The sequence below is a fragment of the Streptomyces sp. NPDC047108 genome, from assembly GCF_040643575.1.
In the GTDB taxonomy this organism is placed as follows: Bacteria; Actinomycetota; Actinomycetes; order Streptomycetales; family Streptomycetaceae; genus Streptomyces.
In genome coordinates, this window is sequence record NZ_JBEYUP010000011.1 from 108,120 (window position 1) to 134,183 (window position 26,064).

The 26,064-nt window shown below is 73.1% G+C and carries 24 protein-coding genes; 19 read left to right on the forward strand and 5 right to left on the reverse strand.

Features of this window, described 5'->3' with window-relative positions; genetic code table 11:
* Positions 1-57: 57 nt before the first annotated feature.
* The 3 genes from xylB (at position 58) to ABZ822_RS21855 (ending at position 3,507) form a co-directional block, all read left to right on the forward strand.
* On the forward strand, positions 58-1,497 hold the full coding sequence (gene xylB, locus ABZ822_RS21845) for a xylulokinase (protein WP_360856549.1): 1,440 nt from the start codon (positions 58-60) through the stop codon (positions 1,495-1,497).
* Positions 1,494-2,825: an ROK family transcriptional regulator gene (locus ABZ822_RS21850; protein ID WP_360856552.1), complete on the forward strand. Its 1,332-nt coding sequence runs from the start codon at positions 1,494-1,496 to the stop codon at positions 2,823-2,825. Before xylB ends, ABZ822_RS21850 begins: the two co-directional genes overlap by 4 nt.
* A gap of 76 nt (positions 2,826-2,901) precedes the next feature.
* Positions 2,902-3,507 (forward strand): peptidoglycan recognition family protein, encoded by a 606-nt coding sequence (locus ABZ822_RS21855; protein ID WP_360856555.1) that lies wholly within the window; start codon positions 2,902-2,904, stop codon positions 3,505-3,507.
* Between the two features lie 69 nt (positions 3,508-3,576).
* Here ABZ822_RS21855 and ABZ822_RS21860 read toward each other — a convergent pair whose 3' ends face one another.
* Both ABZ822_RS21860 and ABZ822_RS21865 read right to left on the reverse strand, forming a co-directional pair.
* Complete coding sequence (locus tag ABZ822_RS21860; RefSeq protein WP_360856764.1) at positions 3,577-4,038, reverse strand: FAD-dependent monooxygenase; 462 nt, start codon at positions 4,036-4,038, stop codon at positions 3,577-3,579.
* 36 nt (positions 4,039-4,074) lie between these two features.
* On the reverse strand, positions 4,075-5,265 hold the full coding sequence (locus ABZ822_RS21865; protein WP_360856558.1) for a thiolase family protein: 1,191 nt from the start codon (positions 5,263-5,265) through the stop codon (positions 4,075-4,077).
* A gap of 234 nt (positions 5,266-5,499) precedes the next feature.
* Here ABZ822_RS21865 and ABZ822_RS21870 point away from each other — a divergent pair, with 234 nt between their 5' ends.
* Positions 5,500-7,131 (forward strand): IclR family transcriptional regulator C-terminal domain-containing protein, encoded by a 1,632-nt coding sequence (locus ABZ822_RS21870; RefSeq protein WP_360856561.1) that lies wholly within the window; start codon positions 5,500-5,502, stop codon positions 7,129-7,131.
* A 33-nt stretch (positions 7,132-7,164) separates the two neighbouring features.
* Here ABZ822_RS21870 and ABZ822_RS21875 read toward each other — a convergent pair whose 3' ends face one another.
* On the reverse strand, positions 7,165-7,917 hold the full coding sequence (locus tag ABZ822_RS21875) for a PIG-L deacetylase family protein (RefSeq protein WP_360856563.1): 753 nt from the start codon (positions 7,915-7,917) through the stop codon (positions 7,165-7,167).
* Positions 7,918-8,028: 111 nt separating this feature from the next.
* Here ABZ822_RS21875 and ABZ822_RS21880 point away from each other — a divergent pair, with 111 nt between their 5' ends.
* From ABZ822_RS21880 to ABZ822_RS21900, 5 genes are all read left to right on the forward strand, one after another.
* Positions 8,029-9,432, forward strand: a complete 1,404-nt coding sequence (locus ABZ822_RS21880; RefSeq protein ID WP_360856767.1) for a GAF domain-containing protein — start codon at positions 8,029-8,031, stop codon at positions 9,430-9,432.
* 56 nt (positions 9,433-9,488) lie between these two features.
* On the forward strand, positions 9,489-11,012 hold the full coding sequence (adh, locus tag ABZ822_RS21885; RefSeq protein ID WP_360856566.1) for an aldehyde dehydrogenase: 1,524 nt from the start codon (positions 9,489-9,491) through the stop codon (positions 11,010-11,012).
* 387 nt (positions 11,013-11,399) lie between these two features.
* Positions 11,400-12,221: a hypothetical protein gene (locus ABZ822_RS21890; RefSeq protein WP_360856569.1), complete on the forward strand. Its 822-nt coding sequence runs from the start codon at positions 11,400-11,402 to the stop codon at positions 12,219-12,221.
* A 505-nt stretch (positions 12,222-12,726) separates the two neighbouring features.
* Positions 12,727-13,083 (forward strand): PadR family transcriptional regulator, encoded by a 357-nt coding sequence (locus ABZ822_RS21895; protein WP_360856572.1) that lies wholly within the window; start codon positions 12,727-12,729, stop codon positions 13,081-13,083.
* Positions 13,080-13,784: a hypothetical protein gene (locus tag ABZ822_RS21900; RefSeq protein ID WP_360856576.1), complete on the forward strand. Its 705-nt coding sequence runs from the start codon at positions 13,080-13,082 to the stop codon at positions 13,782-13,784. Before ABZ822_RS21895 ends, ABZ822_RS21900 begins: the two co-directional genes overlap by 4 nt.
* A gap of 46 nt (positions 13,785-13,830) precedes the next feature.
* Here ABZ822_RS21900 and ABZ822_RS21905 read toward each other — a convergent pair whose 3' ends face one another.
* Positions 13,831-14,676 (reverse strand): SDR family NAD(P)-dependent oxidoreductase, encoded by an 846-nt coding sequence (locus ABZ822_RS21905; protein WP_360856579.1) that lies wholly within the window; start codon positions 14,674-14,676, stop codon positions 13,831-13,833.
* Between the two features lie 352 nt (positions 14,677-15,028).
* On the opposite strand from ABZ822_RS21905, the gene ABZ822_RS21910 reads away from it, so the two are divergent.
* The 4 genes from ABZ822_RS21910 to ABZ822_RS21925 all read left to right on the forward strand — a co-directional run bounded on the left by ABZ822_RS21910 (position 15,029) and on the right by ABZ822_RS21925 (position 18,314).
* Positions 15,029-15,532 (forward strand): VOC family protein, encoded by a 504-nt coding sequence (locus ABZ822_RS21910; protein ID WP_360856581.1) that lies wholly within the window; start codon positions 15,029-15,031, stop codon positions 15,530-15,532.
* Positions 15,529-16,500 (forward strand): hypothetical protein, encoded by a 972-nt coding sequence (locus ABZ822_RS21915; protein ID WP_360856584.1) that lies wholly within the window; start codon positions 15,529-15,531, stop codon positions 16,498-16,500. Before ABZ822_RS21910 ends, ABZ822_RS21915 begins: the two co-directional genes overlap by 4 nt.
* A 69-nt stretch (positions 16,501-16,569) precedes the next feature.
* Positions 16,570-17,457 carry an LLM class flavin-dependent oxidoreductase gene (locus ABZ822_RS21920; protein ID WP_360856587.1) on the forward strand — a complete coding sequence of 296 codons (888 nt, stop codon included), beginning with the start codon at positions 16,570-16,572 and terminating at the stop codon, positions 17,455-17,457.
* Positions 17,454-18,314 (forward strand): PhzF family phenazine biosynthesis isomerase, encoded by an 861-nt coding sequence (locus tag ABZ822_RS21925; RefSeq protein WP_360856590.1) that lies wholly within the window; start codon positions 17,454-17,456, stop codon positions 18,312-18,314. The genes ABZ822_RS21920 and ABZ822_RS21925 overlap by 4 nt, the downstream gene beginning before the upstream one ends.
* An 81-nt stretch (positions 18,315-18,395) precedes the next feature.
* On the opposite strand, the gene ABZ822_RS21930 is transcribed toward ABZ822_RS21925, so the two are convergent.
* Complete coding sequence (locus tag ABZ822_RS21930) at positions 18,396-19,313, reverse strand: hypothetical protein (RefSeq protein WP_360856593.1); 918 nt, start codon at positions 19,311-19,313, stop codon at positions 18,396-18,398.
* A 278-nt stretch (positions 19,314-19,591) separates the two neighbouring features.
* Between ABZ822_RS21930 and ABZ822_RS21935 the strand changes: the two genes are divergently transcribed.
* The 6 genes from ABZ822_RS21935 to ABZ822_RS21960 are packed head-to-tail and all read left to right on the forward strand — an operon-like array spanning position 19,592 to position 26,062.
* A complete protein-coding gene (locus tag ABZ822_RS21935) occupies positions 19,592-20,866 on the forward strand; it encodes an aminotransferase class V-fold PLP-dependent enzyme (RefSeq protein WP_360856596.1) in 1,275 nt (424 codons plus the stop codon).
* Complete coding sequence (locus tag ABZ822_RS21940; RefSeq protein WP_360856599.1) at positions 20,863-21,648, forward strand: tryptophan 2,3-dioxygenase family protein; 786 nt, start codon at positions 20,863-20,865, stop codon at positions 21,646-21,648. Before ABZ822_RS21935 ends, ABZ822_RS21940 begins: the two co-directional genes overlap by 4 nt.
* Before the next feature lie 28 nt (positions 21,649-21,676).
* On the forward strand, positions 21,677-22,417 hold the full coding sequence (locus tag ABZ822_RS21945) for a methyltransferase (RefSeq protein ID WP_360856601.1): 741 nt from the start codon (positions 21,677-21,679) through the stop codon (positions 22,415-22,417).
* Positions 22,414-23,700, forward strand: coding sequence for a dTDP-4-amino-4,6-dideoxygalactose transaminase (rffA, locus tag ABZ822_RS21950; RefSeq protein WP_360856604.1), 1,287 nt, complete (start codon positions 22,414-22,416; stop codon positions 23,698-23,700). The genes ABZ822_RS21945 and rffA overlap by 4 nt, the downstream gene beginning before the upstream one ends.
* Entirely contained in the window at positions 23,697-24,962 is a 1,266-nt protein-coding gene (locus tag ABZ822_RS21955) for a class I SAM-dependent methyltransferase (protein WP_360856607.1), read from the forward strand. The genes rffA and ABZ822_RS21955 overlap by 4 nt, the downstream gene beginning before the upstream one ends.
* Positions 24,959-26,062 (forward strand): methyltransferase, encoded by a 1,104-nt coding sequence (locus ABZ822_RS21960; protein WP_360856611.1) that lies wholly within the window; start codon positions 24,959-24,961, stop codon positions 26,060-26,062. The genes ABZ822_RS21955 and ABZ822_RS21960 overlap by 4 nt, the downstream gene beginning before the upstream one ends.
* The last annotated feature ends 2 nt before the right edge of the window (positions 26,063-26,064 follow it).

The window sequence follows — 26,064 nt, forward strand, 5'->3', positions numbered from 1 at the left end:
AGTCGGCACCGGCAGAGTGGGGAACCCCGTGCGCGCACCCGAGGAGAGGGACGGACGATGGCAGCACCACAAGGACCGCTGGTCGTCGGCGTGGACAGCTCGACGCAGTCCACGAAGGCCCTGGTCGTGGACGCGGCGACGGGCGAGGTCGTGGCGCGCGGGCAGGCACCCCACCGGGTCAGCGAAGGGCCCGGCCGGGAGAGCGACCCGGAGCAGTGGTGGTCCGCGCTGTGCGAGGCCCTGACGCGGTGCGGGACCGCGGCGCGCGACGCGGCCGCGGTGTCCGTCGGCGGGCAGCAGCACGGACTCGTCACGCTGGACGCGGCGGGCCGGCCCGTACGGCCCGCCCTGCTGTGGAACGACGTGCGCTCCGCCCCGCAGCGCGACCGGCTGGTGGAGGAACTCGGCGGTCCGGAGGCGTGGGCCGAGCGGATCGGGAGCGTGCCCGCCCCCGCGTTCACGATCACCAAGTGGGCGTGGCTGCGCGAGAACGAGCCGGAGGCCGCCGAAGCGGTGTCGGCGGTGCGGCTGCCGCACGACTACCTCACCGAGCGGCTGACCGGGCGCGGCACCTCCGACCGCGGCGACTCCTCCGGCACCGGGTGGTGGTCGGCGGCGACCGGCGCCTACGACGAGGAGCTGCTGACGCACGTCGGCCTCTCTCCCGCCCTGCTCCCCGAGGTGCTGGCGCCCGGGGAGCCGGCAGGCGCCGTACGGGACGGGCTGGCCGAACTGCCGCTCGCGCCCGGCGTGTCGGTGGCCGCGGGCACCGGGGACAACATGGCCGCCGCGCTGGGCCTCGGGCTGCGCCCGGGACAGCCGGTCATCAGCCTCGGCACCTCGGGGACGGTGTACGCGGTGGCGCGTCGCGGCCCTGCCGACCCCACCGGCACCGTCGCGGGCTTCGCGGACGCGCGCGGCGACTGGCTGCCGCTCGCCTGCACCCTCAACTGCACGCTCGCCGTCGACCGGATCGCCGCCCTGCTGGGGCGCGACCGCGAGGCGGTGGAGGCGGGCGGCGGCGCGGTGTGCCTGCCGTTCCTCGACGGCGAGCGCACTCCGAACCGCCCGTACGCGTCCGGCCTGCTCCACGGGCTGCGGCACGACACGACGGCGGGGCAGGTGCTGCAGGCCGCGTACGACGGCGCGGTGTTCGCCCTGCTCGCCGCTCTCGACCGGGTGCTGGACGGCGAGACGGCGGGCGCCGGGGCACCGATGCTGCTCATCGGCGGCGGCGCACGGGGCACGGCCTGGCGGGAGACGGTCCGCCGGCTCTCGGGCCGGTCCGTCCAGGTGCCGCGCGCCGCGGAGCTGGTCGCTCTCGGCGCCGCGGCCCAGGCTGCCGGCGTGCTGACCGGGGAGGACCCGGCGGCCGTCGCCCGGCGCTGGGGCACGGACGACGGCCCCGCCTACGATCCGGTCGTCCGGGACGACGCCGCGTGGGAGCGCCTGAGCGCGACGCTGGCCGGGTCGGGCCCCCTGTTCGGCGACGCATGACCGGCACCCCGCGCAGCGGACCGGCCGCGGGGGCCCCGGGCCGCGAACAGCCCCGGCAGGAGCCGGCATCGGACGCGTCCGGCATATCGCGTACGCCCCGCCCACCCACCGCGCGCCCCGTTCCCGACGCGCGGCGTACGCCCCACACCCAGCACGGCATACGGCAGCGCAACCTCTCCCTGGTGCTGCACACGGTCGCCGCCGAAGGCCCGCTCTCCCGCGCCGATGTCGCGGGACGCGTCGGGCTGACGCGGGCCGCGGTCTCGACGCTCGTCGACGAACTGACGTCCGCCGGGCTGCTGGTGGAGCTGGGCCGCGGCCGCCCCGGCACCGTCGGGCGGCCGGGCAGCGCCCTGGTGATCGGCGACCACGGGCCGGCCGGTCTGGGCGCGGAGATCGGCGTCGACCATCTCGCGGTGTGCGCCGTCGATCTGCGCGGGCGGGTACGCGTACGGGTCGAGGAGCCGGTCGCGGGGCGGGGCAGCGACCCCGCGACCGTACTGGCCCGGCTCGCGGAGCTGGTACGGGCCGTCACGGCGGAGGCGGAAAGCGAAGGGCTGCGGCCGCGCGGTCTGGCCGTCGCCGTCCCCGGCCTGGTCGCCCGGGACTCGGCGACGGTGGTGCACGCGCCGAACCTCGGCTGGCAGGGCGTGGACGCCGGCCCGGCACTGCAGGCCGCGGTGCCGCCCGGGGTCCCCGTCTCCGTCGGCAACGAGGCCGACTTCGGCGCCCTCGCCGAACTCCTGCTGGGCGAAGGCGGCGCCTCCCGGCGGGACTTCGTGCACATCTCCGCCGAGATCGGCATCGGCGCCGCGGTCGTGGTGGACGGCGCGCTGCTCCGGGGTGCCCAGGGCTTCGCGGGCGAGCTCGGCCATGTGCCGGTCCGTCCCGAAGGGCCCGCGTGTCCGTGCGGCGGCCGCGGCTGCCTGGAGCAGTACGCGGGCGAGGAGGCGGTGCGGAGAGCGGCGGGCCTGCGGGACGGTGAGGGGATCGCAGAGCTGCAGGAACGTGCCGCGGCGGGCGAGGAGGCGGTGCTGCGCGCGCTGGACGAGGCGGGCACGGCGCTGGGGATCGCCCTCGCCGGCGTGGTGAACCTGCTCGACCCGCAGGCCGTGGTGCTGGGCGGTGCCCTGGCCGGGCTGTCGCCCTGGCTGTTGCCCGCCGCGCAGCGGGAGCTGACCGGCCGGGTGATCCGCCCGTACGGGGGGATCACCGTTTCCCGGGTGGGACGCGACGGGCCGTTGCTGGGGGCGGCGCACTCCGTTGTGCAAGCTGTACTCGACGATCCCCTCGGGCGCGCCGGCTCCCGCGGTGGTGGCTCGGGCTGACGTCGCCTTCCGGGGCCGGCCGGTCCGGTCTCCGTGGGCGGTGGGCCGGCGTGCGCGCTCGCCCCTGGAGACCCCCATGGATCCCTCCCGCCCGGCCCGCCGCACCCTGCTGCGCGGCGGCCTCGTGACCGCCGCCGCCCTGGGAGCGGGCGCCGCCGCGCCGGCCACGGCCCGCCCCCGGCGTCCCGCCGACTACCCCGGCGCGTACTGGTCCCCGGCATCCCGGTCCAACTACACCGTCTCCCGCCGCCCTTCGGCCCATCGCATCGACCGGGTGGTCGTGCACGTCACGCAGGTGACCTTCGCCGATACGATCCGGATCTTCCGGAACCGGTCGTCCCGGGTCTCCGCGCACTACGTGGTGCGGTCCCGGGACGGCCTGGTCGCCCAGTGCGTACGCGACAAGGACATCGGCTGGCACGCGGGCAACTGGAACCACAACACGCGGAGCATCGGCATCGAGCACGAAGGATGGGTGAACCGGCCCGAGTGGTTCACCGACGCCCTCTACATCTCCTCCGCGCTGCTCACCGCGCACCTGTGCGAGACCTACGGCATCCCGAAGGACCGCGACCACATCATCGGTCACCACGAGGTGCCCGGCGCCGACCACACGGACCCGGGCCCGTACTGGGACTGGACCCGCTATCTGCGGCTGGTGGGCGGAGTGCGCGGCCTCTGAAGCCCCTCCGTACCGGTCGGCCGGGCGTCCTGCCGGCCTTCGTATGCCCCCCGGCGCGCTCTTCGGGGCTCAACCGATCGGCAGGCCCGTGTAGTGCTCGGCCAGTTCGGCCGAGGCGGCGGCGGAGTCGGCGATCCGGTGCAGGCGGGCGAGCCGCACCTGCGCGTCGAACGGCGTGTCCCGCGGGTCGGTGTGCAGGGCCGTGGTCATGAAGGACGAGAAGTGCTGCGCCTGCCAGACGCGGCGCAGGCAGGTCGCGGAGTAGGCGTCGAGCGCGTCCTGTGACCCGGTCGCGTGCCGGTCGGCCAGGGCCGCGGCGAGCACGACGACGTCCGCGACGGCGAGGTTCAGACCCTTGGCGCCGGTGGGCGGGACGATGTGCGCGGAGTCGCCCGCGAGGAAGAGGCTGCCGTACCGCATGGGCTCGGTGACCCAACTGCGCATGGGCGTCACGGACTTGGCGGTGACCGGGCCGCGCTCCAGCCGCCAGTCGGAGTCGACGGCGAAGCGGGCGTCCAGCTCGTCCCAGATCCGCTCGTCGGGCCAGGCGGATCGGTGGCCTGAGGGTCAGCGTTCGAGGACGAGGGCGAGGCCCTGTCCGACGCCGATGCACAGCGCGGCCAGCCCCACGCCCGAGCCCGCGGCGGCGAGTTGGTGGGCGACGGCTCCGGCGAGGCGAGCACCGGACGCGCCGAGCGGGTGGCCGATGGCGATGGCGCCGCCGCGCGGGTTGACGATCGCCGGGTCCAGGTCGCGCCACTCGGCGAGGCAGCCGAGCGACTGGGCGGCGAACGCCTCGTTCAGCTCGAAGGTGGTCAGATCGGCGAAGCTCCGGCCCGCCTTGCCCAGCGCACGTCCGACCGCCTCCACCGGGCCGAGCCCGAAGAGCTGCGGCTCGGTGCCGGTGACGGCCGACGTACGGATACGGGCGAGCGGTTCGCGCCCGGTGGCCTTCAGGCCCTCCTCGTCCACGAGAAGCAGCGCGGCGGCGCCGTCGTTGAGGGGCGAGGCGTTGCCGGCGGTGACGGTGCCGTCCTTACGGAAGACGGGCTTCAGCTTGGCGAGGGCTTCGAGCGAGGTGTTCTCGCGGACGGTCTCGTCCCGTGTGAGGTCCGCGCCCTCGAGGGCCACCACCTCCGCGTCGTACGCCCCGTCCTTCCAGGCGCGCGCCGCCTTCTCATGGCTGGCCAGGGCGAAGGCGTCCTGCTGGTCACGGGTGATGCCGTGCTTGTCCGCGACCAGCTCGGCGCCCTCGCCGAGGGAGACGGTCCACTCCTCCGGCATCCGCGGATTGGTCATCCGCCAGCCCAGGGTCGTCGAGAACATCTGCTGGTTCCCGGCCGGGAACGCCCGCTCCGGCTTGGGCAGCACCCAGGGGGCGCGGGTCATGGACTCCACTCCCCCGGCCAGGACGACGGAGGCGTCACCGGTCGCGATGGCCCGCGCGGCCTGGATGACGGCCTCCAGTCCCGAGCCGCAGAGGCGGTTCACCGTGGCGCCGGGGATGCTGACGGGCAGCCCGGCCAGCAGCACGGCCATCCGCGCCACGTCACGGTTCTCCTCGCCCGCCCCGTTCGCGTTGCCGACGTACACGTCGTCGATCCGGGCCGGGTCCAGGTCCGGGGTCCGGTCGGTGAGCGCCTTGACGACGTGCGCGGCCAGGTCGTCCGGTCGTACGCCGGAGAGCGCGCCACCGTACTTGCCGATCGGCGTCCGGACGGCGTCGACGATGTAGACCTCGCGCAGGCGGTCGGTCATGGGGAGCGCTCCTCCTGACAGGGGGCTTGTTCGCTGGATGAACTTTCGTTCATAATCTCGGCGCAGTGAGTGTCCGCCCGGCGGTGTCGGACTGTCAACGGTGCGGTCGGCAGGTCGGGCGGGACCCCGCCGGTGCCCCGCCCTCGTCCGCGGATCGCAGGCACCCGGAAGAGCCCCGACCAGCCCGGGCACCCTCGTCCGTCCCGGAGGCCCGGCAAGCAGCAGGAGGCCCGCATGGCGCGTGACACCGACCGGGCCGAGGCGGCGGTGGCGGCGGACGGGATCGTCGGCCCGCTCGACCGCGGCCTCACGGTGCTGCGCGCGATGTCCCGGCCCGGCAACCACCGCCTGCGCCCGAGCGATCTCGTGCACGCCACGGGCCTGGCCCGCTCCACCGTCGACCGGGTCGTCGCCACGCTGGTCCACCTGGGGCACCTGCGGAACGCGGGCCGCGATGTCGAACTCGCCCCGCGCCTCCTGGAGTTCAGCAACGCCTACCTGCGGTCAGGCGGCCTCGCCGACCCGCTGCAGCCGTTCGCGGAGTCGCTCGCCGACGCGCTCGACGAGTCGGTGTCGGTCGCCGTCCCGGACGGAGAGGACGCGGTCCGCTTCGTCACGCAGGTCATCAGGCGCCGCGCGATGTCGCCGGTCTTCCGCACCGGGGACGTACTGCCCGCCGATCGCTGCGCCCCCGGTGCCCTCTTCGCCGCAGGCTCTCCTCGCTCCGCAGGCTCTCCCGCGTCCCGCACCCCTGCGTCCGGCTCCCCCGCGTCCCGCACCCCCGTGTGCGGCTCCCCCGCGTCCGCCTTCGCCGTCGACGACCAGCAGGTCGAGCCGGGCCTCATCGCCGTGGCCGTACCCCTGCGGGACGGGGAGGGGCGGACGGTCTGCGCGATGAGCGTCGTCAGCCACACCAGCCGCCACACCGCCGACAGCCTCGCCGCCGTGGCGCTCCCCCGGCTCCGCGCGCTGCTGCCCGCCATGGAGGCCGCCGTCGCCGACGCCCGGTCGCGGCCCGCGGACGACGTACCGCGGACGGCGCCGAGTCCGGACCTGCCGGACGGCGCGGCCAAGCAGCAACTGGGCGCCGCCTACCTGCAGTCACTCGCCCGCGGCCTCGACGTCCTGGCCGCGCTCGGCTCCGACCCGCGCGGCCTGACGCTCGCGCGCGCCGCCGAAGCGGCCGGACAGCCGCGGGCCACCGCACGCCGCTCGCTGCTCACCCTGGAGCACCTCGGATACGTGGAGGTCTCCGACCACCGCTTCCGGCTGCTGCCCCGCGTCCTGGAGCTGGGCCACGCGCATCTGTCCGGCCTCGGGTTCACCGACATCGTCCGCCCGCATCTGGAGGAACTGGCCGCCCGGGTCCACGAGTCGGCATCCGTCGCGGTGCTCGACGGCACGGACATCCGGTACGTGGCCCGCGTCCCCACGTACCGGATCATGAGCGTCAACATCACCCTCGGCACCCGCTTCCCCGCGTACGCCACATCGATGGGACGGGTGCTGCTGGCCGGGCTGGACCCGCGGGAGCGGGCGGAGCGGCTCGCGCGGACGGACCTGCGGCCGCTGACCGCCCGTACGGTCACGGACACCGGCACCCTGCTCCGGCTCCTCGACGAGGTCTCCGAGCGCGGACACGCCCTGGTGGACGAGGAGTTGGAGGAAGGGCTGCGGTCGGTCGCGGTGCCGCTGCGCGACGGCTCCGGCCGTCCGGTCGCCGCGCTCAACGTCTCCACGTACACCGGGCGCGCCACGGCAGAGGAGTCGCACGCCACGCTGCTGCCCGCACTCGCCGGGACTGCGGCGCGGATCGAGGCCGAACTGCACATCGCCTTCGAGCGCCGACCGCTGCGACTCCCCTGAAAAGGGGGACCAGCCGCCTGGCGCCCGCGCCGCTCAGCCGAACGGGAAGAGTTCGAAGGCCACCGCCGGCCGGCCGCCGAAGCGCGGTGCCGCCCGTCCCGCCGCCCCGGACACCACCGACCGGCAGTACGCCTCGGGGTCCTCCCCGGTGAGCGCCTCGATGTAGGTCCGGTGGGCGAGCAGGGACCGTACGCCCCGGTCGATTCCCTCGGCGACATCGACCGCGTGCGTGGGCTCGGGTGAGGCGGCGACGGCGACCCAGCGCACGCCGTCCCACGGCTCCAGGCCCTGCTCGCCGATGAGTTCGGGGAAGATCCAGCGGTTCCCCGCGTCGGCCACAGCGTCGAGGACGGCCGTGCCGACGGCCCGGTGATCGGGGGTGTTCCGGTAGCGGCCGCCCCAGGTGTCGTGATGGTTGAGCGTCACGACGAGTTCGGGGCGGTGGCGGCGGACGGCTGCCGCGATGTCCCGGCGCAGCGCGGTGCCGTACTCGATGACGCCGTCGCGGTGGTCGAGGAACTCCACCGACGCCACACCCACGACGTCCGCGCTCTCCCGCTGCTCGCGCTCGCGCAGCGCGGCGCACCTGCCCGGCTCCAGCCCGTCGATGCCCGCCTCGCCGCGCGTGACCAGCAGATAGCGCACCTCGGCGCCGCGGTCGGTCCAGGTGGCGACGGCCGAGGCCGCCCCGTACTCCAGGTCGTCGGGGTGGGCGACGACGGCCAGGCACCGTTCCCAGTCGGACGGCAGCGGCTCGAGCTGCTCCGGCGTCTGCTCCCCGGTCATCGAACATCTCCTTCTCTCGTGGAACCCGTTGTACGGGCTCGTGTCCGGTCTGTTGTCGAAGGGCGGATCGAGGGCCACGATGGACCCAGCCGCTGTGCCATCAAAGCCGACATTCCACCCGGGGAAGCTGCATTGGCCGTCAATCCGTGGGTCGCCCTCGAACCGGGCGCCGACCCCGCCGAGCGGGCCGGCGCGATCCGTCGTGCCCACGAGGCGTTCACGGCGGCGGGCTCGGTGGACCGCCCCGTACGGCCGGTGGTCGTGGACTCCTGGCAGCGATCGGCGCGCGCCCATGTCAGCCCGGACTCCACCGCGGCGGTGGAACTCGACGACGGCGAACTGGGCGCCTATCGCGCCGAGCATCCGCTGGCCCGGGTGATGCCGCTGATCCGCGAACTGACGGGCTCGTTCGCGATGGACGGCGAGCATCTGCTGGCCATCTGCGACACCCAGGGCCGGCTGCTGTGGGTGGAGGGGCACGCGGGTGCGCGGCGCAGGGCGGGGCGGATGAACTTCGTGCCCGGGGCGCGCTGGGCCGAGTCGGCGATGGGCACCAACGCGCCGGGCACGGCCGTGGCGGTCGACCGGGCCGTCCAGGTCTTCGCCGCCGAGCACTTCAGCCGCCCGGTGCAGCCATGGACCTGCGCTGCGGCGCCGGTGCACGACCCGCGAACCGGGCGGGTGCTGGGCGCCGTGGACATCACCGGCGGCGACCGGCTCGCCCACCCGCACAGCCTCGCCTTCGTCCAGGCCGTCGCGCGGGCCGCCGAGTCACAGCTCGCCCTGCTCGCACCGCCGCCCACCGCATGCACGGTCCTGGAGCTGTCCGCGCTCGGCCGCGACGAGGCGCTGCTCGCGCACGGCGGACGCACGGTGCGGCTCAGCCCGCGCCACAGCGAGATCGTGGTGCTGCTCGCCTGCCATCCGGAAGGGCTCAGCGGTGACGAGCTGCTGCTCTCGCTCTACGAGGACGAGTCGGTCTCGCCCGTCACCCTGCGGGCCGAACTCTCCCGGCTGCGCCGCCTGTTGGGCGAGGAGGTCCTGCATTCGCGGCCGTACCGCCTGGACGTGCCGGTCGAGGCGGATTTCGCGACCGTCCTGCGCCGCCTCGGCTCAGGCGCACCGGCCGCGGCCCTCGACGCGTACACCGGACCGCTGCTGCCGGGCTCGCGGGCTCCCGCCGTGGAACGGCTGCGGCGCAGGATCGAGGACGAGCTGCGGGCGGCGCTGGTCGCGCGGCGGGATCCGGACCTGCTGGACGCCTGGACGCGCAGCGCGTGGGGCACGGACGACCTCGGGGCGTGGACGGCGCTCGCGGCGGCGCTGCCGCGTGGGTCCGTGGCCGCGGCCGTGGCGCGGGCCCGGCTGGGTGAACTCGACGGCGAACTGGGCGTCGCCGACACCGCGGACAGGAACGGCGCCGCGCCGCGGAAGGCGGGCGGTCCCCGCGCTGCCGGGGCTCACGGCACCGCCCCGCCCCGCGGCGCAACGTGGTCGCAACCTCGCCGCTCCTAGCCTCCTGCGGAGCGCTGCCCACGGACGGGCGGCGACGTTCTGTGGAGGCCACCGAGATGACCCGCTACTCCGCTCCCGGCACCGACGGCTCGATCGTCTCCTACTCGTCCCGGTACGACCACTGGATCGGCGGGGAGTACGTCAAGCCGAAGCTGGGCCAGTACTTCGAGAACCCCACACCGGTCAACGGCCGGCCGTTCACCGAGGTGGCGCGCGGCACCGCCGAGGACGTGGAGGCCGCACTCGACGCCGCCCACGCCGCGGCGCCCGCCTGGGGCCGTACGGCGCCGGCGGAGCGCGCGAACGTCCTCAACCGGATCGCGGACCGGATGGAGGCTCATCTGGAGGAGCTCGCGGTCGCCGAGAGCTGGGAGAACGGCAAGCCGGTCCGCGAGACCCTGGCCGCCGACATCCCGCTGGCCGTCGACCACTTCCGCTACTTCGCGGGGGTGTTGCGGGCGCAGGAAGGCAGCCTGAGCGAGATCGACGAGGACACGGTCGCCTACCACTTCCACGAACCGCTGGGCGTCGTCGGCCAGATCATCCCGTGGAACTTCCCGATCCTGATGGCCACTTGGAAGCTCGCGCCGGCCCTGGCCGCCGGGAACGCCGTCGTGCTCAAGCCCGCCGAGCAGACCCCGGCGTCCATCCACGTCTGGCTGAACCTGGTCGCCGATCTCCTGCCGCCGGGGGTCGTCAACGTCGTCAACGGGTTCGGTGTGGAGGCCGGCAAGCCGCTCGCCTCCAGCGGGCGCGTCGCGAAGATCGCCTTCACCGGCGAGACCACGACGGGGCGGCTGATCATGCAGTACGCCAGTGAGAACATCAAGCCGGTCACGCTCGAACTCGGCGGCAAGAGCCCCAACATCTTCTTCGACGACGTCTCGGCCGCCCACGACGACTTCCGCGACAAGGCGCTCGAAGGCTTCACGATGTTCGCCCTCAACCAGGGCGAGGTGTGCACCTGCCCCTCCCGGGCGCTCATCCAGCAGGGCCACTACCAGGAGTTCCTGGAGGCGGCGGTCGCGCGTACGGAGAAGATCGTGCCCGGCCACCCCCTGGACACCGACACGATGATCGGCGCCCAGGCGTCCAACGACCAGCTCCAGAAGATCCTTTCGTACCTCGACATCGGGCAGCAGGAGGGCGCGAAGGTCCTCACGGGTGGTGCGCTCGCCGACCTCGGCGGCGAACTGGAGGGCGGCTACTACGTCCAGCCGACGATCTTCGAGGGCAGCAACCACATGCGGATCTTCCAGGAGGAGATCTTCGGCCCGGTCGTCTCGGTCGCCTCGTTCTCCGACTACGACGACGCCATGAAGATCGCCAACGACACGCTGTACGGGCTGGGTGCGGGCGTATGGACACGCGACGGCTCGACCGCGTACCGCGCGGGCCGTGACATCCAGGCGGGCCGGGTGTGGACGAACTGCTACCACGCCTACCCGGCGCACGCGGCGTTCGGCGGCTACAAGCAGTCGGGCATCGGGCGCGAGACCCACAAGATGATGCTGGACCACTACCAGCAGACGAAGAACCTGCTGGTGTCGTACTCGCCGAAGAAGCTCGGCTTCTTCTAGACGCACGTCTTCCGGACCCACCGGAAAGGGCGCCCGACGGGAGTTCCCGTCGGGCGCCCTTTCCGGTATCCCCTGGACTCCGCTGGGCCCGTTCCTGGCCCGCACCCTCGACAATCCCCTCCCGTACGCCGCGCGACCACAGATCCGACAGGTATCGCCATGGATCGTCACTACCGGCCGGGCAGCCGCGGCCCGAGGGTGGAGGGCCTGAAGAGCAGGACCTGCAGAGCCTCCGGCCGCCTGGCCGATCGAAGCGCTGCCGGTGCCGATTCCCCCGTGTGCGCGTCTCCGACGCGCTGTCCCTGCGGCTGATTCGGCCGCATCTCGCGCAACGTTCCGCGAGATGCACAGGGCCTGCTGCACCAAGTGAAAGGCGAGCATCACCCCATGACGAAAACGTTCGGGACCTGGACGGTGGCTGTGTTGGCGGCCGTCGCGATGGGACTCTCCGGATGCGGCAGCGATTCCGGCAGCGCCCGTACGAGCGGCGCCAAGGACGAGAAGGCCGGCGACAGTTCCCCGAAGGGCAAGGACAGCCGCGGGAGGCCTGCGACCGGGCGGGCCGGGACTTCCAACGGCGTGGAGAAGCTGCCCGCGACGGAGATCGCGGAGAAGGCTTCCGAGGCGCTGAGGAGCGCGGACTCCGTGCGCCTCCTCGCGAAGGGCGCGAACCTGAGGATGGACCGGGCCGGAAACTGCGCCGGCACCGTCACCTTCCAGCCCGGGAGTCCTTCTCGTCTCATCCGGAAAGGCGAGAAGATCTGGCTCAAGCCGGAGGACTCCTACTGGGCGACCAAGCAGGGCAAGGCGGTCCGAGCCAAGGTTCCGGGGGCCGAGGGGAAGTACTTCGCGGGCACGAAGTCCTCGCTCGCACTGGGGCTTCCCTCCCTCATGTGTGACGCGAACCCACTCCGGCAGGACCTCTTCTCGAAGGTCGGGAAGTGGACGAAGGACGGCTTGGTCACCCTTGGCGGGAGGAAGGCCGTCGTCCTGCGCGGCACGACGGCCGAGGGAGCATCCGCGGCCTTCTTCATCGCGACCGAAGGCAAGCCGCTCCCTGTGAAGGTGGAATCCGAGAGGTCGTCCAAGGGCTCACCCCAGGGCGGGCAGGCGACCTTCCGCCTGACGGACTACGACGAACCCGTCACCGTGACGCCCCCGGGTGACTCGATCGACGTGTCGAAGGTGGAGAGCCTCTTCATCTCGTGACCCGATGACGCCGGGCCCCGCTCAATGACGTGGACGGGGCCCGGCTGCCCGGCCTCCTGACTCTCGGAGATCACCGAAGGGAGAGCGATGGTGCGGTGGACTCCGTAGCGTGGTCGGGGATTCCTACGGGACAGCCCCACACTGCTGCTCCAGGGGATGCTCCCCGGGATGAAGGCGCAGGGCCGCGGCCGAGAGTGATACGCATCGGCTCCGACGCCTTCCAGCGCGCACTGTCGGGCCCGTCCGCCTACGCGGCCGCGAAAGGCGCGCAGTGGGGGCTGACCCGCGCGTCATCTCACGCCGTTCCGGCCCACGTCTCGCGGACCGGCAGAAAGGGCGCCTGACCGGCATGTTGCCGGGCAGGCGCCCTGGTCGTCGGCCGGCCGGACCGCACCACGGAATGCGGCCCGGCCGCACCGGGCCACCGGGCCGCACCGGTGGCTCAGCCGCTTTGAGTAGTGGGAACTCTGGAACCGACCGGGTGTTGCCGCGAACCATGCCGTGCATGGAACCAGGCAACGCCAATAAGGCGATGAGCCAGTTGCGGCGCGGCGTGCTCGAGTACTGCGTGCTGGCGCTGCTGCGCGGCGGCCCGCGCTACGGCGTCGAGCTGCTCCGCGAGCTGGGACATGTGGACGTGATGGTCACCAGCGAGGGGACCATCTACCCACTGCTGTCCCGGCTGCGCCGGGAGTCCCTGGTGACGACCTCCTGGCAGGAGTCCACCAGCGGACCGCCCCGGCGCTACTACGAGCTCACATCCACCGGTCAGCAGGCCCTCGACGACTTCACCGCCGAATGGCCGCGGTTCCACGACGCCGTCCTCCACTTCCTCTCCAAGAACGAGGCGCCCCGCTCATGACCCACGACATCCGCCCCAACGCACGGGCAGAGAACTACCTGGCGGAACTGGAACGCGCCGCAGCCGCCCTGCCGCCACACCGCCGCGCCGAACTCCTGACCGACGTCCGGTCCCACATCGCCGTCGCGCAGGCCGAGGCCCGAGCCGACGGCCGGAACGACACCGACGACGACGCGGCCGTACGGACGATCCTCAGCCGGCTCGGCCACCCGCAGGAGATCGTGGCGGCCGCACTCGGCGACCTGCCGGCCGTGGCCAAGGACGAGGGGACTGCCCCGACAGGCTCCGCGGCGCGGGAGGCTGCCGCGATCCTCCTGCTGATCATCGGCGGGACGATGTTCTGGGTCTTCCCGATCGTGCCTCAGGCCTGCTGGTTCACCGGCCTGGTCCTGATGTGTCTGTCGCGGCGATGGACCGTCGGCGACAAGGTCTTCGGCGGCGTGGGCATCGCGCTTCCGCCCCTGGCGTTGACCGGGAGCCTGCTGTTCGCCGGCTACGAGTCCGACTGCGCGGGCGATACCGCACAGGCTCCGCTGCCGGGCTCGGCGGGCGGAGGCGACACGCAGGCGCCGCTGGAGTGCACCGTGGGCGACGGGATACCGGACCCGCTCGCCTTCGCCGTGCTGGTCGCGCTGCTCGCGCTCCTGATCTTCGCCACGACCCGCCTCGCCCTGCGGGCCCGCCGCGCCCGCCGGGCCTGAGCATCCCCGGCACACCGGTGGAGGCGCCTGACCGGCAACGCGCCGGTCAGGCGCCCGTCTCGCCGGCCCCGTCGGCCTCGCCGGTGCGCCAACTCCCGCTTGCCGCCGCGGCGTACTCCTCGAGGGTCCGGGCGGGGCGTCCGGTCACGCGAGGCACCGTGTCCAGGGGCTCGGTGTCGCCGAGTCCGCGCAGGGCGGCGAAGGCGGCGATCTCCCCCTCGACCTCGTCCTCGGGGCGGCCGAACGCGATCTGTGCGGCCCGGTAGGCGTCCGGGTCGCCCTCGTACGCCAGCGGCCGGCCGGCGGCGGCGCCGATGACGGCGCAAGCCTCGCCGAAGGACAGCGCCCGAGGCCCGGTCACCTCGTACACCCGGTCGCCGTGCCCGGGCTCCGTCAGGACCCGGGCAGCCACGGCCGCGACGTCCTCGAGGTCCACGAACGCCTGCCGGCAGTCGCCGAGCGGGACCGCCAGTTCTCCGGCGAGCACCGCCTCGCGGAACGGGCCCTCGTCGAAGTTCTGGTCGAACCAGTCGGCGCGCAGGACCGTCCAGTCGGCTCCGGACTCCCTCACGACACGCTCGGCCTCCAGCAGGCGCTGATCTCCTATCACATCGATGGCACGGCTGGAGAGAAGAACGATCTGCTCGACCTTGAGGTCCGCCGCCAGGCCGACGAAGTCCGGGGCGACGGGGACGCCGTCCGGGGCCATCAGGAACATGCGGCTGATACCGCTCAGCGCCGGCTCCCACGTGCTCTCGTCGTCCCAGTCGAAGCGGGTGGCGCTGTGCCGGGAGGCGGCTCTGACCGGTACGTCCTGACTCCGCAGGTGCGCGGCGACACGACGGCCGACGGAGCCGGTGGCTCCGAGGACAAGGATCGGTGTGGTGTCCATACCTTCCAGAACGACGCTCTGGGTGTGGGGAAACGGGACAAAGCCGACGGCGGGCGGGACGCAGGAGGCCCCTCGCCACCCCCCGCCTGCCCTGCACGGCACACGTTCCTCTGTACTGGACCTCACAAACCTCTCATGCACTTCTGTCATTCCTGCGTTGACGCTTCGGAATGACCGAAGCTAACTTCGCATAACCTCGCCACCATTCCAGCCCGATCCCGGCGGATTCCCCTCCCCTTTCCGCGCGTTCGCCATTCCCATGGGCCGAAGCGCGCACCGCTTCCGCGCGAAATGTGGAGGTCGAAGTTCCGCAGACATCCGCCAACTCCCGAGAATCCGGAAGGCAGCAGAGATGTCCCTGACCGAAGAGACGACGGCGCCGCACTCCACCGTGAAGGGGGCACAGCCGAGCATCCATCATGTGGGCGTGCAGACGGCGGACCTGGAGAATTGCCTCAACTGGTATCTGGAGTTCTTCGAAGCGGAGAAGAAGTGGGAGCTCGACCGCTTCTCCGAGCTGACGCTCAGTCGGCTGCCGCGGATCGGCCGGCTGGTCGAGGTCGCGGTCGGCGACCTCCGCTTCCATCTGTTCGACCGCACGGGCTACGACGCCGGGCCCCCGCAGGACGATGCCTTCCAGTTCCAGCACGTGTGCCTGCGGGTGGACACCCCCGAGGACCTGGAGACCGTCCGGGACCGGTGGACCGAGCTGTACGACTCGGGCCGGTTCGCCTTCGCCCGCCAGGACGGGCCCACCGACATCGTCGTCGACGGCGACGGCGTGAGCAGCCTCTACGTCTTCGACGTCAACGGGCTGGAGTACGAGTTCACGCACGTGCCGGAAGGTCACCGATGAACACCCTCACCCCGCCTGCCGCGTACGACCTGCTCCGGGTCGGCGACTGGGACTTCGGCGACTTCCCCTACGCCCTGGAACCGCTGGCCATGCCTCCCGCCGGTCAGGCGCGCGCGAGTACGGAGCACCGGCCGCTCACGGCGCCGCCGTGTGACCCGGACCGGATCTGCGGGGACCTGCGGGCGCTCACCGGCACCGGGCCGGCGGCCGGTCACCTCGCCGTGCCCCCGGCTCCCTCGTACGACCAGTTGTTCTGGTTCCGCTGGATCACCGGCCATCAGGTGACGTTCGCCCTGTGGCGCCTGATGGGGCGCATCCTGGACGACGCGGCGGCGCGCGAGACCGCCCCCGGCCCCGCGGAGACGGCGCGGCTCGAGTCCTACACCCACGGTTACTGCGCCATGCTGCTGTACAGCGGCTCCTGCCCGCGTGCCCTCTACCAGAGCCTGATCCGCCCGGCGATGTTCCTCCAGCACCGGGGATTCAGCGGCACCTGGGCCCCGGACTTCGCCCAGGTGCGCGGTCTGATGCGAGGGCGTCCCCTGCCGTGGCTGCGCCACGGGCGCGCCACCGGCCTCCGGATCGCGGTCGACACCCAGCGGGCGGTGCACGACCGTGTCGCCGCCCGGCTCGTACCCAACGGGCGGTCACTGCTCCAGCAGACCATCGCCGAGAGCCCGGTGCGTCCCTCGGAACGGACGGCCGTCCTCTACGACAACTTCTTCATGACGCTGCGCGGCCCGGTCCCCGACACCGCGGTCGCCGCCCAACTGCTGCGCCGGCTGCGGGCGGTGGCCCTCGATCTCGCCGTGAACGGCCTGTACCCCCTGGGCCTGGACGACGACGGCGAGGAGGCCGCCGTAGGGAACATCTCGGTGGCGGCGTGCGAACGCCGCCTGGGCTCCGTCCTGGCCGTCGCCGCGGACCACGCCGCCGACCTGGCGCGGCAGGCTCCGGCGGCCGTCTGAACGATGCCCCCTCCCGGCGGGCATCCGCCCCGCTCCGATCCGCTCCGATCCGAGAGGAGAGCCGAGCACATGCTCCACGGAGTCCTGCTCCTGCCCGAACACCGATGGTCACGAGCGCGGGAACGGTGGACCCTGGCGGAGGAGCTGGGGTACGACCACGCCTGGACCTACGACCACCTGATGTGGCGCTGGCTCAGTGACGCGCCCTGGTTCTCGGCAGTGCCCACCCTCGCCGCCGCCGCCGAGGCCACCTCCCGGATCGGGCTCGGGACTCTGGTCGCCAGCCCCAACTTCCGGCACCCGGTGGACTTCGCCAAGGAACTGGTGTCGCTCGACGACGTCTCCGGAGGCCGGATGGTCTGCGGTGTGGGCGCGGGGGCCGCGGGCCACGACTCCCGGATCCGCGGGGACCGGCCCGTCTCGCGGCGTGAACGCGGGGCCCGGTTCGAGGAGTTCGTCGGCCTGCTGGACCGGTTGCTGCGCGAAGGGCGGACCACCTTCCGCGGCGCGTGGTACACGGTGGAGGACGTGGTGGTGAAACCGGAGTGCCTGGCCACGCCGCGTCTGCCCCTCGCGGTCGCCGCCGCGGGACCCCGGGGCATGGCCCTCGCCGCGCGGTACGCCGACATCTGGGTGACCAGCGGGGCCCCCAACCTCTTCGACAGCGAACCGTACGACCGGGTGGTCCCCGTCCTCAAGGAACAGCTGGCGGCGGTGGACGACGCCTGCGTGGCGCAGGGGCGCGATCCGTCCGGTCTGCGCCGACTGCTGCTGACGGGAGGTCAGGTCGGCGGCGTCACGGAGTCCTTGGGCAGCTACCAGGACGCGGCCGGGGTCTTCCAGGACCTCGGCTTCACCGACCTCGTCGTGCACTGGCCCCGCCCCGAATTCCCCTTCCAGGGGCGGGAACAGGTGCTCTTCGACTTCGCGGCGGCCGAATGGGGAGGTGCGCGGTGACGGTCCCCTTCGAGATGGTCGGCATGTTCGGAGCCGGGAGGGGCGGTGGCAGTCCGCTCGCGGTGGTCCACGACGCCAAGGGCCTGGACACCGAGGACATGCGATGGATCGCGGCGCGCCTGCGGGTCGACGAGACGGTGTTCGTCCTCCCTCCGACCGCGCCCGAGGCCACACACCGCGTACGGGTCTTCACCCGTGAGGGGGAGTCGCCCTTCGGGGGGCACTCGGCGGTGGGCACCGCGGTGGCACTGGTCCGCTCCGGGCGGCTGCCGTCGGGCAGGGTCGTCCAGCAGTGCGGCGACAAGCTGCTGGAGCTGCGGGCGGACGCGGAGCGCGCCACGATCACCGCGACCGCGCCGCCCCCGGTCCGGGTCCTGGACCCCGCTCCGCTGGTCGGAGCCGTGGGCCTGACGGCGGAGGACGTGGACGACGGGCCGGTCCTGGCCGCCGGGTTCGGGCCGCTGTTCCACCTGCTGCCGGTGCGTGCGGAGGCGGTGGACGCGGCACGTCCCGACCCGGGGAGCATGCGGCGGAACGACCTGCCGGACCTCTTCGTCTTCCACTGGGACGCAGCGGCCCGTACGGCCAGGGCCAGGCTGTTCGCCCCGGGGTACGCGATCCCGGAGGACCCGGCCTGCGCCTCGGTGGGACTGGCGCTCGGCGTCTGGCTCGACACGCGCGGACTGCCGGACGGGCGGCTCGCGTTCCGGATCGAGCAGGGCTCCGGCATGGACCGGCCGTCCGTTCTGGAGTGCACGGTCGACGCCTCCGGCGGAGGGCTCACCGCCACGGTCGGGGGGCGCGTACCCCAGGAGTTGACCGGCGAGTTCGCCGTGCCGCCACCCGCGCGGGTGTGACCACCACCCGTCCGCGTACGGGCCGCTGCCCCGGCCTCCGGGGAGCGGCCCGGCTCGTTGCGTGGCGGGACCGCGGCGGGGTCAGTCCCCGGTGCGGGCCAGTGCGCGCCGGACGTCGTCGGCCGCGTAGTAGGTGCGGCCGGCCGCGCGGCGGCGCTCCCACCGCTGTTCGCTCGCCAGCCGGTACACGCTCCCTCGCGGAACGCCCCACAGGGCGGTGACGTCCTCCTGGCTCAGCCAGCGCGGCCCGCCCGCGGGTGCGGATGCGGCAGCCGCTCCGGGTACGGCGGGTGAGGGTGCGGCGGGAGCGAGGCGAGCCGCGGGAGCGGCATCCATCCGCCGCCCCAGCGAGGGCCACTCCGCCCCGCTCCAGCTGTGCCCGGGGTCGGCGTCGCAGGAGACGCGGGCCGGATGGCGCCGGTCCCGCGCGGGACGCGCGGTGAGGCTTCCGCCGCAGCCGGTCTCCACGCAGGGCCCGACCACGACATGTCCCGCCTGGTCGGGGCGGGCCACGCGCTCGGCCCGGGCCTGGAGGTCGGCCAGCTCGGCCGCGAGGTCGCCGACCGCGGGATGCCGTGCGAGGAAGCCGAGTTGGCGGTGGAGGAAGGCGCACAGATCGTCCACCGTCCGCCGGGGCGGGCGAGCGCCGGTGGCCGCGGCCGTCAGTCCGGCCCAGGAGGCCAGGACGCCGAGCACGGCGCGGCGGACGTCCGCCGCGGACGCGTGCAGCGTGCTGACGGGGTGCCGGCACGGCGCCGGGGGCCTGGCCCAGGCCGGAGTGTGGGCGCGGAAGTGGCGCTCCCCGCACTCCTGGTGGAGGGCCGGCAGGCGGACGAGCGCCTCCGCGAGACGCGCGCGGCAGGCCAGGCACAGGCCCGTACCGGCCACGGCACGGGCAGCCTCCCCCGGCACCGCCGCGCACTGCGGACCCACGCACGGGGTGTCCGCTTCCCGCGCCCGCGCCGGACGTGTTCCGTCGTACCCCGTCTCCATCGCCATGTCTTCCTCCCGATTCCGGACGCCGGATTGCGCGCGCCTTTCAGCTCACCCCTGGAGCGTATTCCGGAAATGCATTGCGCAGCTCTCACGGGAATGTTCTCTGACCGGTCCTCAAATAGCCCTGAAGTCCCTTTGACGCTTCTCTGAAAGTCCATTGACAGAGCATGTGTTGACCCTTCACCTGGGGCGAAGACAGAATTCCCTACAGTGCGAGTCGACTGTGTCCACCGGCTGCCGCGAGCAGCATCCCCCTACGGAAGACCGAGGGAGTACGACCAGTGGAAGCCACTCGTGAGTGGGCCGAGCAGCAGGACTCCGAGGACCCGCTCTCCTTATTCCGCAAGGAATTTGCACTGCCCGACGGCGTGATCCAGCTGAACGGAAACTCCCTGGGCCCCCTTCCCCGCGCCGTGCCGGACGCGCTGGACCGGGTGGTGCGGCACCAGTGGGGTGAGCACCTGATCCGCGGCTGGACCGAGGACGGCTGGTGGGACGCCCCGGTGCGGGTCGGCGACCGGATCGGCCGGCTGATCGGCGCGGGGCCCGGCCGGACCGTCGTGGGCGAGTCCACCTCGGTGCAGCTGTTCAACGCCCTGACCGCCGCCGCCCGGTTGTGCCCGGACCGCACCGTGCTCGTGTCCGACGCGGCCAACTTCCCCACGGACCGCTACCTGGCGGGGTCCGTGGCCCGCATGCTCGGCCTGCGGCTGGTCGAAGCCCGGGTGGACGAGCTGGACCGGGTACTCGAACGGCACCGGGGCGAGGTCGGCCCCGTGCTGTGCGGTGCCGTCGACTTCCGCACCGGCGAGCTGTGGGACGTCCCCCGGACGACGGCCGCCGTCCACGCTGCGGGGGGCGTCGCCGTGTGGGACCTCAGCCACGCGGCGGGAGCCGTGCCGCTGGACGTGGACACCGCCGGTGTGGACCTGGCCGTGGGCTGCGGCTACAAGTACCTCTCCGGCGGCCCGGGAGCCCCCGCGTACCTCTATGCCGCCGCCCGCCACCACGACGCGCTGGACCTCCCGCTCACCGGATGGCACGGGCACGTCCGGCCGTTCGACATGGCGGACGAGTTCGTGCCGGCGCCCGGTATCGCCCGTGCCCGGACCGGCACCCCGCACGTCCTCTCGCTCCTGGCGCTGGAGGCCGCGCTGGAACCGCTGGAGACCGCGGGGGTGACGGCGGTACGCCACAAGAGCCTGCGGCTCGGCGACTACGCGATCCGCCTCGTGGCCGGACTCATCGGCACGGACGGCGCTTCCGCGCCGGACCGGGAGCCTCAGGTGGTGACGCCGGCCGCTCACCACCGGCGCGGGAACCACATCGCGCTGCGGTGCCCCGGAGCGCCCGCGGTGTCGGCCGCCCTGATGGAGCGCGGTGTGGTCACCGACGCCCGCCCGCCGGACCTGCTCCGGCTGTGCCTCAACGGCCTGTACGTGTCGTACGCCGAGGTCTTCGACACGGTGGCGGCGCTGCGGGACGTCCTGCGCGAGGAGGTCCGGACCGCGGATACGGGCCTCCCCGCGGGACGTGCGGGGGAGGTGGCCGGGTGAGGGGGACCAACCCGTACGTCGGCTACGCCCGGATGGACGCGCTCCACGCCCTGCAGGAGCCGCGCACCGACTCGCCGTTCGAGATGTCGTTCATCCTCATCAGCCAGGTCAAGGAACTGCTGTTCCGGATGGTGCACCTGGAGGTGGACGAGGCCCGGTCCCGGCTGCGCGAGGACCGTCCCGAGGCGGCACGGCGGGCGCTGGCCCGCGCGGTGCGCAGCCAGCGGGTGCTGATCGGCTGCTGGGAGAGCATGAACGCCCTCACGGTGGACGAGTTCCTCGTCTTCCGGGACGTGCTGGGCGAGGCGTCCGGCACGCAGTCCTTCATGTACCGGCTGCTGGAGTTCACCCTCGGCAACCGCAACACCGCCATGGTGCGGTCGTCCGACTTCGACGCGTTTCCTGAGCTGCGTGCCGAGCTCGACCGCCCGAGCCTCTACGACGAGGTGCTCCGCTTCCTCGCCCGGACCGGACTGCCCGTGCCGGAGCAGCTGACGACCCGGGACCCCTCGACCCCGTACGAGCCCAGCGACGAGGTCGAGAAGGTGTGGCTCACCGTCCACCGCGACCCCGAGGCGCACCGGGTGCTGTACGACCTCGCCGAGCAACTCCTCGAAGTGGCCTACCAGTTCTCGCACTGGCGCGCCGCCCACCTGCTCGTGGTGGAGCGGATGCTCGGCGGCAAGCGCGGCAGCGGCGGCAGCGACGGCGCCGCCTGGCTGCGGACGGTCAACGAGCACCGCTTCTTCCCCGAGCTGTGGACCATGCGCTCGGCCCTGTGACCCGCCCTGGCGACCGGAGGAACACACCATGAACGAACTCGGCCTCACCATGGGGCAGGAAGCCTACGCACACGCTCTGGCGGAACAGGACCGCGAGCGGGAGTTCACCCTCCTGGACAAGGAGTGGCACCAGCTCGGCGGAGTGCTGGGAGGCGAGTACAACCACGCCACGGGCCTGTTCGCGTCCTGGCTGCCGTACGACGGTGTGGGCCACATGCTGGAGATGGGGTGCGGCTGCGGCGTCGCCTCGGTGATGGCCGCGCTCGCGGGGGTGCCGCGCGTGACCGCGCTGGACATCAACCCCGCGGCGGTGCGCACGACCGAACTGAACGCACGGCGGCACGGCGTCGCCCACCGGGTCAGGGTGCTCACCAGCGATGTGTTCGACGCGCTGGAGCCTGGCGAGACGTTCGACCTGATGTTCTGGAACTCGCCGTTCATCGAGGCACCTCCCGAGCAGAAGCACGACTCGGCCCTCGCCTACCACTTCTTCGACCCCGGTTACGCGATGCACCGGCGCTTCCTCACGGAGGCGGCCGGACGGCTCGCCCCCGGCGGCCGGCTGTTCCTCGGTTTCAGCTTCGCCATGGGCAGCGCCGACCGGCTCCGGGAGGTGGCCGCCGAGGCCGGGTTCGGCTTCCGCGTCCACCGGCAGGAGTCCTTCTCCGTCCCGCCGGCGGAGCTGGGCAGTTCCCCGGTGTACGCGGCGCACGCCGACGACCAGGCGCTGGTCCACATCGATTTCACCCTGCTGGAGCTGCCCCGATGAGCACCGCTCCGAGCGCGGGGCGCACGGTCCCGTTCCACGTCCCGCACGTCGCCGACCGGCAGTTCACCTATCTGCGGGAGGCCCTGGACTCCGGGGACCACGACGGCGACGGGCCGTTCACCGCCCGCGCCACCGGACTCCTGACCCGTCGCACCGGCGCCGGCCACGCTCTGCTGACGCCCTCCTGCACCCACGCCCTGGAGATCGCCGCGCTGCTGCTGGACCTGGCGCCCGGCGACGAGGTGGTGATGCCGTCGTTCACGTTCGCGCCGACGGCCAGCGCCTTCGCGCTCCGCGGCGCCGTGCCGGTCTTCGTCGACTGCCGGCCGGACACCCTCGACCTGGACGAGTCCTTGCTGGAGTCGGCGATCACGGCTCGCACCCGCGCGATCATCGCCGTCCACTACGCGGGCGTCGCCTGCGAGATGCGGGAGGTCATGCGCATCGCCGACGCGCACGGCATCCCGGTGATCGAGGACAACGCGCACGGGCTCGGCGGCTCGTACCAGGGCCGGCCGCTCGGCGGCTTCGGCGTCCTTGCGGCGCAGAGCTTCCACGCCACCAAGAACGCGCACTGCGGCAAGGGCGGTGCGCTGCTGGTCAACGACGAGAACCTGGTGGACCGGGCCACGATCATCCGCGACCGCGGGACGAACCGCCAGCAGTACTTCCACGGCCGGGTCGACAAGTACCGGTGGGTGGACCTGGGGTCCAGCTACATCCTCCCCGAGATGCTGGCGGCCCTGCTGGCCGCGCAGTTGGAGGAGTACGACACCATCCAGAAGCGGCGTCACGCGGTGTGGAACCTCTACCACGCGCGGCTCGCCGAATGGGCGTCGGACCAGGGCGTCGAGCTGCCCACCGTCCCGGACGACCGCACGCACTCGGCCCACCTGTACCACCTGCTGACGCCCTCCGAGGACGACCGGGTCGCGCTGCTGGCGCACCTGGCCGAGCACGGGGTGCAGGCCACCTTCCACTTCCAGCCGCTGCACACCTCCCCGGCGGGGGTCCGCTACGGCCGGCCCGCGCCCGGCGGCTGCCCGGTCACCGAACGGGTCGCCGACCGGCTGGTGCGGCTGCCGCTGCACACCGAACTCAGCGACGCGCAGGCGGAGCGGGTGGTGGACGCCCTCCTGTCGTTCCGCACCGGAGCGTCCCGAGCGACCCGCACCTCCGGTTCCGTACCGGCCGGGCCCGCCGGTTCCGCACCGGCCCGCGCCACCGGCTCCGCACCGGCCCGCGCCACCGGCTCCGCACCCGACCGAAAGGGACCGTCATGAGCACCGACCCCGTCCGGTTCGTCACCGCGTGCCGTGTCTGCGGCAGCGAGCGGTGGCAGCAGGTGGTCTCCTTCGGCAAGGTCCCCCTGGCCAACGGCTTCCTCGACGCGGACGGCTCCCACGAGGACGAGGAGGCGTACCCGCTGGAGGTCATCTCCTGCCGTACGTGCCGGCTGCTGAGCCTGACCGCCGTGGTGGATCCGCAGGTTCTCTACCGCACGTACTCCTACGTCACCTCCGGCTCCGAGACGATGGCACGGCACCTGCGGACGGTGGTGCGGCTCTGCGGGAAGCGGGTCGACCTGGCCGGCGGCGGCCTCGTCGTGGAGCTCGGCAGCAACACCGGCGACCAGCTGCTCGCGTTCCGCGCGGCGGGCGCCCGGATCCTGGGCGTCGACCCCGCGCGCAACCTGGCCGCGATCGCCGTGGACCGCGGCGTGCCGACGCTGCCCGAGTACTTCGACTCGGCGACCGCACGCGCCGTCGCGGACGAGCACGGGAAGGCAGCCCTGATCCTGGGCCGCCATGTCTTCGCCCATATCGACGACGTGGCCGACGTGCTGGCGGGGGTGCGCGAACTGCTCGCCGAGGACGGGCTGTTCACGATCGAGGTGCCGTACGCGGTGGACCTGGTCGAGCAGTTGGCGTTCGACACGATCTACCACGAGCACCTCTCGTACTTCCTCATCAGCACCCTGGACGCGCTGTTCGCCCGGCACGGACTGCGCACGGTGGACGTGGAACGGCTCCCGGTGCACGGCGGTTCGGTCCTGGTGTCCGCAGCGCCCGCGGAGGGACCCTGGCGGACCCACGACCGCGTACGGGCCCTGATCGAGCAGGAACGGGCCGCGGGGTATCTCGACGACGCGGTGTACGACGCGTTCGCGGCCCGCGTGCGGACGACCTGCACGGACCTGTCCCGGCTGGTACGCGGCCTGGTTGCCGACGGTCACCGCATCGCCGCCTACGGGGCCTCGGCCAAGGGCACCACCCTGCTGAACATCTGCGGCCTGGGCCGTACCGAGCTGGAGTTCTGCACCGACACCACCCCGCAGAAGCAGGGCCGGCTCACCCCCGGCACCCGCATCCCGGTGGTGGCCCCAGAGGACGTGACGCGGCCCCCGGACCACTATCTGCTGCTCGCCTGGAACTACGCCGAGGAGATCCTGCGCAAGGAGTCCGCCTTCCTGGAGGGCGGCGGGCGCTTCATCATCCCCGTCCCCGAACCGACGGTGCGCGGCGAGGCGGTGGTGTCCCGGTGAACCGCCGGACGAACGCCCCCGGGAACGACTCCCTGAGCACGCCGTCGAACGGCGAGCCCGCGTCCTCCGACGCGCTCGGCCGCCTGGTCCCCGTGCTGTTCGGCTACGCCGCCTTCCAGCAGCTCAACGCCGGCTGCCGGCTCGGCCTGTTCGAACTCCTCGACTCCGACGCGCCGTTGCCCGCCGACAAGGTGGCCGGTGGCCTCGGCATCCCCCGGCGGGCCGCCGACGTACTGCTGCTGGGCACCACGGCCCTCGGCCTGACCGTCGTCGAGGACGGCACGTACCGCAACGGACCGCCGATCGCCGCCGCGTTCCGGGAAGGGCTGTGGCCCGTCCTCCGGGACATCGTCGAGTTCCAGGACCGCGTCTCCTACCTGCCGGCCGCCGACTACGCCGAATCACTGCGCACCGGCGAGAACGTCGGCATCCGGCACTTCCCGGGCACCACCCGGGATCTCTACTCCCGGCTCGCGGGCGTGCCCGGTCTGGAGGAGCTGTTCTACCGCTGCATGCACGCGTGGTCACAGCTGTCCAACCCGGTGCTCATCGAGGAGACCGACTTCTCCGGCACGCGCCGTGTCCTGGACGTGGGCGGCGGCGACGCCGTCAACGCCATCGCGCTCGCCCGCGCCCATCCGTCCCTGCGGATCACCGTCCTCGACCGGGCGGGGGCGCTGGAGGTCGCCGAGCGGAACATCCGTGACGCGGGGCTGGCCGACCGGATCGACACCTGCGTGGCCGACATCTTCACCGATCCCTACCCCGGCGGGCACGACTGCGTGCTCTTCGCCCACCAGTTGGTGATCTGGTCGCCCGAGCAGAACCTCGGGCTGCTGCGGAAGGCGTACGAGGCCGTCGAACCCGGAGGCCGGGTGCTGGTGTTCAACGCGTTCAGCGACGACGACGGGGCCGGTCCCCTCTACGCGGCGCTGGACAACGTCTACTTCACCACCCTCCCGTTCCGGCACTCCACCCTTTACCGCTGGGAGGAGCACGAGAGCTGGCTGCGCGAGGCGGGCTTCACCGGCATCCGGCGGACCACGGGGCGGGGCTGGACCCCGCACGGAGTGGTGAGCGGACGGCGCGCGGCGGGGTGAGG

Bases quoted from the DNA above. Each gene is read 5' to 3' on its own strand.
- ABZ822_RS21920 (WP_360856587.1), top strand. From the start codon at position 16,570: ATGCTCCACGGAGTCCTGCTCCTGCCCGAACACCGATGGTCACGAGCG.
- ABZ822_RS21875 (WP_360856563.1), bottom strand. From the start codon at position 7,917: ATGACCGGGGAGCAGACGCCGGAGCAGCTCGAGCCGCTGCCGTCCGAC.
- ABZ822_RS21945 (WP_360856601.1), top strand. From the start codon at position 21,677: ATGAACGAACTCGGCCTCACCATGGGGCAGGAAGCCTACGCACACGCT.
- adh (WP_360856566.1), top strand. From the start codon at position 9,489: ATGACCCGCTACTCCGCTCCCGGCACCGACGGCTCGATCGTCTCCTAC.
- ABZ822_RS21930 (WP_360856593.1), bottom strand. From the start codon at position 19,313: ATGGCGATGGAGACGGGGTACGACGGAACACGTCCGGCGCGGGCGCGG.
- rffA (WP_360856604.1), top strand. From the start codon at position 22,414: ATGAGCACCGCTCCGAGCGCGGGGCGCACGGTCCCGTTCCACGTCCCG.
- ABZ822_RS21915 (WP_360856584.1), top strand. From the start codon at position 15,529: ATGAACACCCTCACCCCGCCTGCCGCGTACGACCTGCTCCGGGTCGGC.
- xylB (WP_360856549.1), top strand. From the start codon at position 58: ATGGCAGCACCACAAGGACCGCTGGTCGTCGGCGTGGACAGCTCGACG.
- ABZ822_RS21855 (WP_360856555.1), top strand. From the start codon at position 2,902: ATGGATCCCTCCCGCCCGGCCCGCCGCACCCTGCTGCGCGGCGGCCTC.
- ABZ822_RS21865 (WP_360856558.1), bottom strand. From the start codon at position 5,265: ATGACCGACCGCCTGCGCGAGGTCTACATCGTCGACGCCGTCCGGACG.
- ABZ822_RS21870 (WP_360856561.1), top strand. From the start codon at position 5,500: ATGGCGCGTGACACCGACCGGGCCGAGGCGGCGGTGGCGGCGGACGGG.
- ABZ822_RS21850 (WP_360856552.1), top strand. From the start codon at position 1,494: ATGACCGGCACCCCGCGCAGCGGACCGGCCGCGGGGGCCCCGGGCCGC.
- ABZ822_RS21890 (WP_360856569.1), top strand. From the start codon at position 11,400: ATGACGAAAACGTTCGGGACCTGGACGGTGGCTGTGTTGGCGGCCGTC.
- ABZ822_RS21905 (WP_360856579.1), bottom strand. From the start codon at position 14,676: ATGGACACCACACCGATCCTTGTCCTCGGAGCCACCGGCTCCGTCGGC.
- ABZ822_RS21910 (WP_360856581.1), top strand. From the start codon at position 15,029: ATGTCCCTGACCGAAGAGACGACGGCGCCGCACTCCACCGTGAAGGGG.
- ABZ822_RS21900 (WP_360856576.1), top strand. From the start codon at position 13,080: ATGACCCACGACATCCGCCCCAACGCACGGGCAGAGAACTACCTGGCG.
- ABZ822_RS21955 (WP_360856607.1), top strand. From the start codon at position 23,697: ATGAGCACCGACCCCGTCCGGTTCGTCACCGCGTGCCGTGTCTGCGGC.
- ABZ822_RS21895 (WP_360856572.1), top strand. From the start codon at position 12,727: ATGGAACCAGGCAACGCCAATAAGGCGATGAGCCAGTTGCGGCGCGGC.